This window comes from Hymenobacter sp. FMD4, from assembly GCF_058932745.1.
Map to the genome: position 1 here is coordinate 86,342 of NZ_JBZYWH010000021.1, position 12,326 is coordinate 98,667.

Below are 12,326 nucleotides of genomic sequence, written 5' to 3' on the forward strand. Positions count from 1 at the left end.
AGCTGCTGGAGATGCAGCGGAAGAAGGAACCCAGATGCCTGAGCTGCTACGCGGCAGCCACAACCGGCCCAATTAAAACTTTGATTGAACAGAATGGTAAATACGTCCTACACGGTATGACATACTCGCCTACCTTTGTTCCGACTGCTTGGCTTGACATTCAAGCTTAACTGCCCCCTCTGCCCATGCAACTCAGCATTGAAAATATTGGCCCTATCGGTTCTGCCGAAATTGACTTGACTGGTTTAACCGTTATTGGTGGGTTAAACGATACAGGAAAGTCAACCATTGGGAAGACCTTATTTTCAATTATAAAAGCAATCCGCAACACAGAAGATGAATTTGTAGCCGTACAGCAAAATAAGATCACGCCTATAATTTCAGAGTTAATATCTGAATTAAGACAAGTTTCTAGCACCAATATATCTCCTTCAATATTAAACAATAGTTTGAGAAGATTTAGAGATGTAAGAAAATTTATGAATGATAATGGGTTAAAAAATTTTGATACACTCAGCAAAGATATAAAGGATACAGTCATACATGAAATAGAAATTCGCTCACATCGCAGACTCGTTAGACACGAGTCTGGAGGCATCCTTGTGGAAATAAAAGACAGTCAAGATGAAATAAATCATCTAAACAAAGTTAGACATGATATATTAGACAAATACATCAGCAACATAAAGGCAGTCTTATCAGAAAAACATGAGCCGCAGTTAACCTATGCCGCTTCAGTAAAAAATATATTCAATTCAATCTTTAAAGGCGAGATCAACAACAAAAAGAGCACAAGCAAGGGAAGTATTAAATTATTAGATGCCAATAAACAAATACTATCAGCTACATTTAGAAAAAACGCTTTGAATGAAAAGTTATTCAAAGTAACAGAATCTGCTATTCCAACTCTTTTTGAGGATGCTACTTTAATAGAAACACCATTTATACTTAATTTTGAAGAAGATTTAATTATAACTCCACGTCTACCTAGTGGTGAATATTCAAGCTCATATTCGACTTCCGACTTAATGGAAAAGCTTAATTTTGCTTCTAAAGATGTCGAACCAAATAGTATCTATGATAGTCACATAAGCAGTCTTATCAGCACGACAATCAATGGCAGCCTGTATTACGATACAGAGGAAGATTCATTTGTTTTTTCCTCCAATGATAGTATTAGTGTAAAAATATCTAATACCGCTTCCGGTGTAAAAACACTAGGCATAATTCAGATGCTTTCTAGAGCTGGCGTATTAGCAGCTAGTAATCTACTAATTATAGATGAGCCAGAGGTACACCTTCATCCAGCATGGCAAATTATTTATGCCGAGGTTATAGCGATATTAGTATCGAACAACGTATACTGCGTTGTTAGCTCACATAGCCCCTACTTCATTCAAGCTTTAGAAGCGTATACAAAAATTTATCGAATAGAAAAATTTGCAAAATTTTACCTTTCAGAGCGGGTTGACGGTCTCTGCACTTTTACGGACATAACAGCTGACACTGCCCCCCTTTATAAATTATTAGCTGATCCGATGAAAAGGATTGCATTTTTAAGAGCAAAAGCACAGGATGAATAATCTAAAATCTGTATTAATAGGGGAGCTAAATGCTCAAATTCTTCCTATCAATACCGTTCCATCTAGTTGTTGCCCTTCATCATTCCCTGTCATACATTTTGATGATGTAAAAGACAATTTTTGTAATAGATTAGGTATAAAGACGACTATTAAGTCAGCTGATTGTTTGCATATTGATGCAGAAAAAAGGCTTGTGTGCTTTATAGAGATGAGAGATGCATCAGCACACATTGCCCGTTATTGGTCTGCTCCCCCTCCAGATAATGAATCAGCATTTGTTTCAGATTTTGAGGCGTGGGTACAAGGCATGAAAGAGGAACTTAGAGCTAAGGTTGCAGAGAGTATCTTCATTATCACCTCGGCGCTTTCGCTTTATAGTGCAAATACTGATGGGGTTAAGGCATTACTAAACCGCGACGATGTACGAATGAAATACTTCGTCATGTTTCATCTTACTGACAAAGACCTTATCACCTACAATCTTGCTTCCTTACAGAGCCCAGTAAGTAATAGGCATTCCATTTGTTATGGAATGCTTGCTGGTAAGCAAGGGCTTGCGACTGTTTTTACGGCCGATGAATTTGACACTTATGCAGCTGAGTACTTCTAGCAATCAGTAATAAAAAAAGCCGGCTAATATTAGCCGGCTTTTTTTATTACTGATTATTTTTAGCAGTTATCCAATCCGAGGGTATCAATGCCCGACCATTTGTCCAAGGCTCTTCTACCAATGCTGCTTGGAATTCCGGTGTATCAAGGTTTGCGTGTTCAGTCACGATAATTTGCAGATTAGGGCCCAGCATTTTAACTACTTTAAAGAATAAGTCAAACATGCGTTTTACAGCGGCTTCATCCGCTCCTATTGCTGCTAAATCCTGTACCGTGCCGTCAAGCGTGGAGTAATTGAGTTGTGGAAAATAGACCTGCGTAGGTTGATCGAACACCAGAAAGCGCGGCACTGGGCGGTTGGCTTCGACGAAGAACTTATGGAGCGCCAGCAGACAAATCAGGTGGCAACCCAACCAGTTTTCGCCGCTGCCCATGCGCTCCATTGGGATTGTGGTGTTGTGGTCAGCCACTACTGTCAAATCACCCCATTCGAGTCGGTGTGGATGGCCCGCGTGACTGAGTTGCAGGTCCTTGGCCCAGGCCGTCATGTCTTGCGCAATGACGCTCAGGCTGTACGCAATGATTTTTTCTACTGCCTTCTTACTCAATTGTTCTTCTAGCCCCTCAATGTAGCGTTTACCCTTCTCGATGCGCGCTTTCAACCAAGCCAGATCGGGCAGCGCCTCGATGTTTTCGAGGAAGCCTTCTACTTTGCCGACCAGTTTCAGCGCTTGCTCGTCCCGTTCCAGTTGTGCGCTGCCCCTTTGTAATCGAACCAATGCTTTAACGCGTTGATCGACCACCCGCCACTCGCCCCGCAAGGTTTCCAGTTGGGCTCGTCGGCTGGCCAAGTACTGCTCCAGTTGTGGACGTTGCCGCTGCATGCCACCCAAATCCGCTTCCATTCGGTTGAGCGCCGTGCTCAGCGCTGCTACCGTCGGTGGCGCGTCTTCCTTCAGAGGCTCGGAGCACATAGGACACCGATTATGGTGGCCGTCGCCCGCACGATCAAACAAGTTCACAGCCGTAAGCCGGTCAACGTGTTGCTTGACGGCCGCGGCGTATCCATTGGCTTTGCGAATGTGCTCTTCCGCCGCTTCTATCTGCTGCTCTAGTTCCTTACAGGCCTCCCCCATCTGTTTAGCACGGGCCTTCTCCTGTTCCAGCGGGGTAGCGTTTACCGTAGGTCTCGCTTCAGTGGGCGTCGGCGTCCATCCGGACAGCGTGATAAGCGCCTCAAGGAACAGTGACTCCGGAACTTCCTCTTTGAGCATCCCCAATGACTGTGCCTGAACCAGCAGCTTATTGGCCCCCTCGTTACGCTTGCTGATAGCATCTTCGACCTGCCGGGCATCCCGTTGCAGCTTCTGCATCGCATTCTTCAATCGGCGTAGCTCGGCACTAAGCGCCATCCGGTTGTCTTGGATAGCTCCCAGAAAGTAGGGCATCGTTTCCCGTATATGCCGCGGGATAACCGGCTCATTTTGCCGCCAGAATAGCTGATTGGGGTTAGCTACCAAGCTCTGATTTTGAAACAGATAAAACTTAGCGTGGTCGAGCGTCGCCTGAAACACGTCGGCTCCTTCGCTGGCCGTGCCTACGGTTTCGTTCGGAGCAATACCCAGCAAGCTGGATAGATATTCTGTTATCCGGGTGTCATTGGTATTGAAGCTTAGGTCTTGCAGCTCCGGTATCTGCACTTCTGACCCAACTGTAATGTAGCCCTGGCTCTGCTGCACCGAGTGCCCTTTAGGCGGTGATTTGGCAATGAACACCTGCGTTGGGCCAATCTGCAGGAGCACCGCGTACCACGCCACCACATCGCGGTTCACCCCCTCGAACATTGTAAACTCTTGGCGCCCTAAGCAGAAATCTAAGATGTTGATGATAGACGATTTGCCCGTCTTCGACTCGCCCGTGATGATATTAACCTGGCCTAGCTTAAACGGTACCACGCGCTTTTCGCCCTGGTAGCTGTATAGAATAATGGATCTGATTTGCATGTGTGCGATTAATTGATTTTTATATCCCAAACGCTCAAGAAGGCTACTGCATCGGGTATACTGGCAAACCAGCGTCCTACAAATTGTGCCTTCTTCACGCAGAAAGTGGCATCGGAATCCTTGCTCACTTTGAATTTACCCGGCTGGTGCGGTCCGATTACAAGTGCCGATGTTTCATCCAGCGTTAGCGCCCCGTGATGCAGGGCGAACATCAACCCTTCCCGGGTAATCGGTACCATTTGCTGCATCCGCTCGGCAAATCCCACGCGCACCTGCGGGTGAGCTTGTAGCCAAGCGTGAAGTTTGGTCGAGACCGAGTTGGGCAGCAACTCGCGGGTTTCCTTATGCAATACCACGGGCAGCACGACAAAAGCCACGGCATAGTTCATGCCCCGCCCGGTTTCCTGCTGATGCGCATTTACAGCCTCGTACAGCAGCAAGGCACAATAAGCTGGATTGAACAAATTAGCCACTTCTATTGGCCGTTGACTCCAGGGTAACATGCCACTACAGGTTACTGGGCCGTAGCTTCAACAACCTGTTGCAGCTGCTCCAGAAATCTGGGATGCCAGTAGATAGGCGGCAGCTCCTGGTTAGCCAACATATGGAAACTGCCGCGCATGACGTATTCGTCGCCTGCGGGCATCTGCTTGCGAATTGGTATCCTAGCTGCCTCCATCCAGTTCAGCACCTGCCTGCCAAATTTTACGCAAGCAGAATCGGTTTCCAGAACGTTTTCGTCATCCAAATCCATCTTCAACTGCCCAACGTAACGCTTCCACTCCTTTTTCAGAGTCCCTTCGTAGCCTTCCAGCTCTTTGTCGATTAACAATTTGTCACTGGCCCACCGAGTGCGTTGTTCGAACGCCCGAAAATAATCGTCAATGGCACAGTAAATGCGCTCAGGGGAAGCCTTGATGTGTTTCAGCTGCCGCACGTACATCTTGTCCTGCTCTGCATCGAAATAAGCGTCCTCGATGATAGTATGAGCGTAATCAATGGGCAAACTATCCCGCTGGAACTGGCTGGTGATGTCTGCAATTTTCATCTGTAGATCAAGCCATGAAATGGTCTGTTTCGACCCGGCCACCAAGTGTTCCACTACTTTCTCATGCCACCAGCCCACCAAGCGGTCATAGATTGGCTTGATCTTATCTGGAGGCGGCCCATACACTAGATGTTGTTTAATTAGATCCGGCAAATCATGAATCTTAGGAGCATTGTCAAACACTACAATGGCATCCATCAGCATGAGTTGCTGCAGGGAATCTAGTTCTAGCACAGTCCTGAAGTTCTTCTGAAGCGTTTCGTCATTCGATCTAGAATTAGTAGCCGCTTCCACAAGAAGACGCAGCGCTTCCTTCTCATTCCTATTTTCTCTACGTAGTAAAGCAGCAGGCGAATCATCTGGAGCCCAGGCAGTGGTTATCAGCGCTAGGGTGGTATCTCCTGGCTTCCACTCCCCGTTTTTGAGCATAGTCCCCCAGATATGTAGCGTCTTCCACAAATCGGAGCTGGTCGCTGTCAATGAGGCTTGCTTCTTGGTGTTCAGATGGTGCTTGAGCTGCCCCAGTTGCGTGTGCTCCCCGTCCTCGATAGAATAGTCATCTAAACTTTCAATGGCGAGTTTGGCTTCAGTACGCCGCTCTTCCAATAAAGCATAAAGCGCGTACTGGATTTGATATAAGTATCCCAGTGCCTGTGGACCGGCGGAGAATACAGATGGACTCATGATGGGAACAAGAAAAACGCGCAGCTAATGACCAGCTAATTAAGCCATCGTAAATACATAAATACGATAGCTATTTCCTAGTTTGTCGCACTATCTATGGAAATCACCCGCCAGCTGCGCAAGGACAAACTCAATAAAAAAGGCTTTGCCCCCATTCAGGTAACAATCTGCTGGGCGGGTCACCGCGTGCGGGTAAGCAGCGGCGAGCGGTGCCGCCCCGAGCACTGGGATGAGGAAGTCAGCCGGGTACGCGCCGTGAAAGGCTCGTATTACGCGCAGATTAACCCCAAGCTAGACGACATTCACAACGCGGCGGAGCTGGCTCAGGACACCGCTGAACAGCAACGCCGCCGCTTAACCGAGGCGGAGCTTCTAGCGGCCGTGGAAGCAGTTACCAAGCCCGATAAGCCGGCCCCCGTTGCTACGCCCACCGCCGCAGTGCCGCAGACCGTACTGCAGTGGTTTGATGCCTGGGTGCAGGAACAGGGCGCCAAGGTGTCGAAGAAAACCGGCAAGGCCACTTCCCCCAACACACTCAAAGCCTACAATGCCACCCGGCAGCGCCTGGCCGCTTACGAGCAGCACGCGGGCCAACTGCTGGCCTTTGAGCACATGGACCTGGTGCAGTTCTACCAGCCCTTCCGCCTCTACGTGCTGGAGCACTTGGGCAAGGAACTCAACACCTTCGGCAAGTACGTGGCTCACCTAAACACCTTCCTGCGCTGGTGCGACGAGGACATCGAGCTGCCGGTCAACCGCAAGTACCGCAAGTTCACCGCCTACAGCCGCTACGTGGGCGTGGACGCGCTGACCGACGAGGAGCTGCTGAGCATCGCCGCGCTGGACTTTCAGAGCCCGCCGCTGCAGCAGCGCATCTTTGCCCTCTACCCCGACAAGCAGGACGCCGGCATCACCGGCGCGCCCTTCCGCGCTTACCTGGCCGAAGTGGAGCTGGCCCGCGACAAATTTTTGCAATGCTGCTACACCGGTATGAGCATCCAAGACGCCGACCTGCTGGGCCCGGGCGACATCCGCGGGCAGATCATCCGGTGGGAACGGGGCAAATCCGGCAACGCCTGCCACATCCCCTACTACGACGACGCGCCGTTCAAGCCGGTGGCCCTGACGGCCAAGTACGCCGGCCGCTCGGCGCAGCTGGTGCCGCGCTGCCCCAAGGTCAACGAGTACCTCAAGCTCATTGCCCGCCTGGTGCACCTGACCTGGCTTACGCTCAGCACCAAGATCGGGCGCAAAACCTTTGTTAACTTGAAGCTCTTTCAGGGCGTACCCCAGCGCATGGTGATGATGGCCACCGGCCACACCACCGAGCAAAGCTTTAACCACTACGTGGGCGTGGACGTGCTCAAACTGCTGGAGCAGTTCAAGCGCCACGCCCCCACCGTGCAGGTGGCCTGACACCCGGTTTTGGGTGGCAAAAACGGGTGGCAGAAATCATGGATGCCGGTTCCACTGTTCTCCCACGGTATATCGCAATTCCCGCCGTGGGTGCCAGCTAGGCGGCGTCCATGAGAATTTACCGGAACGGATGACCCTCATCCGCGTCCCTACGTGACTCTTCGCCCAAAACCAGTTACAGCTACCCACTTAGTACCGATAATGCAGGGTTATCGGTACTAAGGCATTGTTACGTCGGGCCTACTTTAGCAACTTTTTAGGCCATTGACACTGTAACTGCTTTCGTCATAGCCGCTGGGGTCGCGCCTATTTCACCTCGTAAGAGTCCCACACGTCCGCACTGTTGCGCGCTTCCTTCATCTGGGCCATGTAGATGCGTTGCCCGTCGCAGCGCAAGTTGATCATTCCGTAGAGGAGCTTTTGGGACTCGAGGTTGGTGGAGCGGGCCAGCTCGGTGGAAAACACCAGCGGCCGCTGGCTCCGGCTATATTTGCCGGCGCAGCCAATCGCGTCGGCCCGCGGGTGCGCGTAGGACTCGTTGTCGCCCGACGAGATAACGGTTGCCAAGGGGTTCACCCGAGCCATGAACTGTTCCGTGAATTCCGACGAGCCGTGGTGACAGCTTTTGGCCACGTCCACCTCGAACGGATTCTGCTCCCCAAAGTGCGCCAGCAGGTGTTCCTCGGCCTGGATGTTCAAATCGCCGCCCAACAAAACGGAGCAGTTGCCAAACTCCACGCGCAGCACCAGGCTGTGGCCGTTGACCGTGTGCGAATCGTCGTCAAACCAGCGGTGCTCCCAGCGGCCGTCGTTTTGCGTGCAGACCGGGCCGAGTACTCGCAGGCGGAAGAGCTGCCCGTCGATGACTTCATCGCGCAACAGCGTATCGTCGTGCCGCAAGCGCTGAACGCTACCTAATCGCCCTTCCCGGTGGGCTGTCTCGAGCGCCGTGATAAAGCGTACGAACATCGCCTGAAGCCCGCCGGCTTCGCGCAGAGCAATTAGGTCTTCGAGTGAGTCGAAGTTGGTTTTGAGGTACTTGACGCCCGCAGCGGTCGTGTACGTCTCGCCCAACCCCGAGTTAAAGGGCGGCTGAAAAGCGCCGTCCTTCTTGGCGCACTTGCCGATGCCATTGTGGTACACCGTGCCGAAGGTAAAGCGGGAGTCGGCCAGCAGGTCGGTGAAGCCGTTGTAATGGTCCGCGTCGAAGTGGCTTACGAACAGCCCATCGATGTGCACGGAGTGCCCGGCGTTCAGCAGGTGTTTGTATTGCCACTTGACCAGGTAGGACTTCATATGGGAATCAGGGCCGGCGTCCACGAGGAAGCGGTACTTGCCCACTTCCATCAGGGCGCCGTCGCCCTGACCTACATCCAGGAAGAACAGCTTCAAGCCCATGCGGTCCGTGGTATCCGCCTCCATCATCCAGCCTTCCTTGCCCATGGAGCGCACGTGGTAATACCCGTCGACGGCGGCCGGGCTGAGCAGCCGCACGTAGGAGCCCATCAGCAGGCGGTTGATGACCTTGCTGGTGCGGGCGCCAGTGTGTTTGTCGGCGGCGTAGAAGCGTGCCTCGTTGGTTCGGACGTAGCGATAATCGGGCATGGATAGCAGAAGATAGAAACCCGGCCGGGAGCCAGTTGAATTGGCTTGCGGATGAGCGGTTTGCAGGCCCGATTATACACGGAAAATACGTTGCAAAGACAGCGTTACCGGTTAAATCTTAGCTGGCGCCCGCCTGCTTATTGCTGTTGGTCTTCAACTCGTTTAAAAGTCCAAGCAGATGCTGCACTTCAACTTTTCCAGCGCAGCCGCAGGAGCGAATTAAGCTCAGCTGCGCATCCCGCTTATGCGACGCTTCTTCGTTACCGCCTGACCCTATCCAAAGCTCTAAAACCACGCTATTCGCCGGCCCCGTTATGCTAACGCCCGAGCAACACGCCCGCTAACTTATCAACCTGGATGTTCAAGGAGCCGCGGCAGACCCGCCCCCGGGAGGAAGTAACCCACCGCCCGGCACTATTGTACTTGCAGCTGGCTCAGCGCGGCCGGGTCGTAGTCCTGCAAGATGGTGCGAAAGCAGTGCACCAGCGCCGGCAGGCTGCCGTCGCACTGCCGGCGCATCAGTTCCCCCACCGGCCGGTACAGGTAGGCGTTCATGTCCGGGAATTGCTCCCGCTCCTGTTTAGAAAAGAGCTTTTCGACCGCGCGGGCACTGGCCAGGGACCCGTCGAAGTCGGGTTTGGTTTTGGCATCGGCGGCGTACTGCGCGCACAATGCGTTCCAGGCAGGCCGCCGGCGAACCAGCAGGTGGTTCAGCAAGCCGACGTACTGCCGGGCATACTCCTTGGCGGCCAGGTTGTAGAGCGCTTGGTAGGCCGTGTGCTGGAAAGTAAAGGACGGCGGCCCGTAGTATTTCTGGAAGACCAGCAACACGGCTTTGCCCGACCACTGGGGCCACGTCTTGCCGTCGGCAGTAAGCAGGCGACCGCTGAGCGGGCTGACGCCAAACTCCTGTTGAAACCGCGCCTCAAAGTCGGCGTCGATGGCGGTGGTTCCCCAAATGCACTGGAGGAAGGTGCCCGTGTTGCCAAAGCTGCCGTAGTAGGCCTTACCCATCTTGCGGACGATGTACTTGCCTGTGGGGTCCACTCCCGGACCCGGCCGTCCCGGCGCCCCGTCCCGAAAGAGGGTGAGCGTATCCGGGTAGAAGGCCGGGTTGAAGTTGCCCACGAACGAATACACCTTTTGTTCGCCGCTTTTTCCGCTGATGCGCCGGTACTGGTACACGTTGGTGCTGGCCGCTTCCAGTACCGGATGCAAGATGGTCCGGAGCACCAATTGGTAGCGCACATCAGCCACGGACTTGGCCGGCGGGGCAAACGCTGCGCCCAGCAGCATTACGCTCCCCACCAAACCCACTCCGGACATATACCGCGTGGTGACACGTCTTTTCATACAGCGTACCGGGGCTTTGCAAGCGTCCCCAACCGGCAAAGCTATTGTTGAGCAGGGGACTTGCAATACCGGGCATGGTGATTCATCACGACGGGTTCTAGGGTAATCATCTACTCTAACCAATGAGGTTTCGTGCGGGAATTGGCGCCCTTGCTGCAGGAAACCAACCGTCCCCGCCCTTAAGACCTGTTGCGGTTCATGCCCACGTAAAGCCTGAACCAGCTGCACGCGTTGCCGGCTCGGCCCCCGATGTATGGTTTGGCGGTAGCGCACAGCCGGCAGCTGCTGCACCAGGCCCATGCCGAAGCTGCGAAAACCCTGGTGCGCTGGTACATCCTGCGTGCCTACTCGAGCGAGGCGCTGCAGCCTAAGGCCTAGCCTTGCCCGAAAGCTTTCGGATTGTGTACTTGGACAACCTAGTACAACGTATGCCCCCCTGTCCAGTTTGGAAGACCTGCACTTATTGCACCACCAGCTGGACGGCGTGACCGGACAGCTACCCTACGACCATGCCCTGCTGCGCAGCCTGCCCGATCAGGCCCTCCCGGTGCTAACCCGCCTGGCCAGGTGCGACATGCCCGCACCCTGGCAGCGTCAAGTGCGCGCCACCTGCGAGCTAGTGGAAATGGCCGCGGCCGAACTGCACAAAGACAGCCCCCAATGGACGGTGATGCTGGCGGTACTGAACGCAGCCCTGTATCCGTGGGCACACCTGCCCAGCGTACCAAAGCGGCATTCTGCGCAGAGCTAAGGGGTGCATGAAAGAGGTAACGAGGCTTCTCCATAGCTAGGTTTTTTTAGGTGTGGAATTCGTAAAAATGAGTTCCGAACTTCCGCTACCTTCGACCACACCTGTGCAAAACCACTCGCGATAAATAGTACCTGGATTCTCTTGCCGGAGCGGCAACATCACACAACCCAGCCTGCCTATGCCCACTGCTAATGCGCGGGTGCTTTCTTCCACTTCGTTTCACCGGGTGCGACTGCTGCAGCGCGGCGAGTGCTTAGCCTTGGAGGTGGATTGGTACGCCCAGCCTACCAAAGAACAGCTCCAGGCGGGCACCATCACCGCCCTCATGCTCGCCCGCCGGCACCAGGTGTCGGGCTGGGTATCCAACGACCAAGCCCTGCACAACACGACGCCCGCCGATGTGGAATGGGCCCGCACCGTGGTCATCCCCATGCTGCGCCAGATGGGCCTCCAGCGCTTCGGCGTAATTCCTTCCGACCACGCCCAAAGCCGCGAGCTGTTTAGCCCCCTCATCGGCGAACTGACCGCTTCCGGAGCTCTGCCCGCGTTTCGTGCCTTCACCGATCTGAACGCTGCCCGCGCCTGGGCTTGCTCCTAGCCTTTCTGCTGCATCATCGCCTACCCTTACCCACAAACACCCTATTGCTAGGTTTCCATTTTAATAACTAGACTTTATGCATCAAAACCTCTACGCTTTCTCGCGGCTGGGCCTAGGCTTGGGCATGGCCGCTATCATTACTTGCGCAGCCCTACCAGCCGCCGCGCAAAAGAAAAAGGACAAGGCTGGTTCCGGCCAGCAGCAGCAACAACAGGGCGGCAATCAAGACGACCAAAGGCAAGGGCCTGATATGTCGGAGGCAATCGACCTGTCTTCCCAAGTGGGCCAGACCGTTACGGTCGACGCCAACAAGGAGGTCGTCGTCTACCTCCAACACAAGCTCCCGGGCGTGTACTACAACGTCTCGACCGAACGCAGCAGCGTGGCCATACCGCCGCTGACTTTGCCCGCCGACTACGGCAAGATCAAGGTCCCGCTAAAAGACGGGCAACCAGACCCATGCGCGGGGTTGCTGAAGGAGGTACTGGCCCTATACGAGCTAAAAAACGAAGCCGAATTGCCTTCACAGCTGCAATCATTGCGCGGGAAAATCATTGCCGCTTCCTCCTCCTCCCCCCCCCAGTGCTCAGTGGAGCAGATTGCGCAAATGAACGACGTGCTGGCGGGCACGACGGCGCCCGCGGTTAAGTTCAAGCTTCGCCCGGGCGAGCAAATA

12 protein-coding genes are annotated in these 12,326 nt (G+C 53.7%); 7 read left to right on the forward strand and 5 right to left on the reverse strand.

The genetic code is table 11. The annotated features are described in order from the left end of the window. Nucleotides 1-185: 185 nt before the first annotated feature. Together AC5FXY_RS17245 and AC5FXY_RS17250 are read left to right on the forward strand one after the other, a co-directional pair. On the forward strand, nt 186-1,583 hold the full coding sequence (locus AC5FXY_RS17245; protein WP_493557951.1) for an AAA family ATPase: 1,398 nt from the start codon (nt 186-188) through the stop codon (nt 1,581-1,583). Continuing rightward, a complete protein-coding gene (locus AC5FXY_RS17250) occupies nt 1,576-2,193 on the forward strand; it encodes a hypothetical protein (RefSeq protein WP_493557952.1) in 618 nt (205 codons plus the stop codon). Before AC5FXY_RS17245 ends, AC5FXY_RS17250 begins: the two co-directional genes overlap by 8 nt. A 46-nt stretch (nt 2,194-2,239) precedes the next feature. Here the strand turns inward: AC5FXY_RS17250 and AC5FXY_RS17255 are convergent, their stop codons facing one another. From AC5FXY_RS17255 to AC5FXY_RS17265, 3 genes are read right to left on the reverse strand one after another with little or no spacing between them, the layout of a single operon-like run. Then, nucleotides 2,240-4,195 carry a DUF3732 domain-containing protein gene (locus AC5FXY_RS17255; RefSeq protein WP_493557953.1) on the reverse strand — a complete coding sequence of 652 codons (1,956 nt, stop codon included), beginning with the start codon at nt 4,193-4,195 and terminating at the stop codon, nt 2,240-2,242. An 8-nt stretch (nt 4,196-4,203) separates the two neighbouring features. Continuing rightward, the gene (locus AC5FXY_RS17260; RefSeq protein WP_493557954.1) at nt 4,204-4,698 is read right to left on the reverse strand and encodes a three component ABC system middle component; all 495 of its coding nucleotides are present in this window, start codon (nt 4,696-4,698) and stop codon (nt 4,204-4,206) included. Nucleotides 4,699-4,709: 11 nt separating this feature from the next. After that, nucleotides 4,710-5,927 carry an ABC-three component system protein gene (locus AC5FXY_RS17265; RefSeq protein WP_493557955.1) on the reverse strand — a complete coding sequence of 406 codons (1,218 nt, stop codon included), beginning with the start codon at nt 5,925-5,927 and terminating at the stop codon, nt 4,710-4,712. 96 nt (nt 5,928-6,023) lie between these two features. Between AC5FXY_RS17265 and AC5FXY_RS17270 the strand changes: the two genes are divergently transcribed. Next, nucleotides 6,024-7,343 carry a hypothetical protein gene (locus tag AC5FXY_RS17270; protein ID WP_493557956.1) on the forward strand — a complete coding sequence of 440 codons (1,320 nt, stop codon included), beginning with the start codon at nt 6,024-6,026 and terminating at the stop codon, nt 7,341-7,343. Nucleotides 7,344-7,649: 306 nt separating this feature from the next. Here the strand turns inward: AC5FXY_RS17270 and AC5FXY_RS17275 are convergent, their stop codons facing one another. Beyond that, nucleotides 7,650-8,948 (reverse strand): ComEC/Rec2 family competence protein, encoded by a 1,299-nt coding sequence (locus AC5FXY_RS17275; RefSeq protein ID WP_493557957.1) that lies wholly within the window; start codon nt 8,946-8,948, stop codon nt 7,650-7,652. Nucleotides 8,949-9,362: 414 nt separating this feature from the next. Beyond that, nucleotides 9,363-10,301, reverse strand: a complete 939-nt coding sequence (locus AC5FXY_RS17280; RefSeq protein ID WP_493557958.1) for a hypothetical protein — start codon at nt 10,299-10,301, stop codon at nt 9,363-9,365. Nucleotides 10,302-10,550: 249 nt separating this feature from the next. On the opposite strand from AC5FXY_RS17280, the gene AC5FXY_RS17285 reads away from it, so the two are divergent. From AC5FXY_RS17285 to AC5FXY_RS17300, 4 genes are all read left to right on the forward strand, one after another. Continuing rightward, nucleotides 10,551-10,679: a hypothetical protein gene (locus AC5FXY_RS17285; protein WP_493557959.1), complete on the forward strand. Its 129-nt coding sequence runs from the start codon at nt 10,551-10,553 to the stop codon at nt 10,677-10,679. Nucleotides 10,680-10,746: 67 nt separating this feature from the next. After that, nucleotides 10,747-11,052 (forward strand): hypothetical protein, encoded by a 306-nt coding sequence (locus AC5FXY_RS17290; protein ID WP_493557960.1) that lies wholly within the window; start codon nt 10,747-10,749, stop codon nt 11,050-11,052. Nucleotides 11,053-11,230: 178 nt separating this feature from the next. Next, nucleotides 11,231-11,650, forward strand: coding sequence for a hypothetical protein (locus AC5FXY_RS17295; RefSeq protein WP_493557961.1), 420 nt, complete (start codon nt 11,231-11,233; stop codon nt 11,648-11,650). A 76-nt stretch (nt 11,651-11,726) separates the two neighbouring features. Next, the coding region (locus AC5FXY_RS17300; RefSeq protein WP_493557962.1) for a hypothetical protein at nt 11,727-12,326 on the forward strand (600 nt) is incomplete at its 3' end.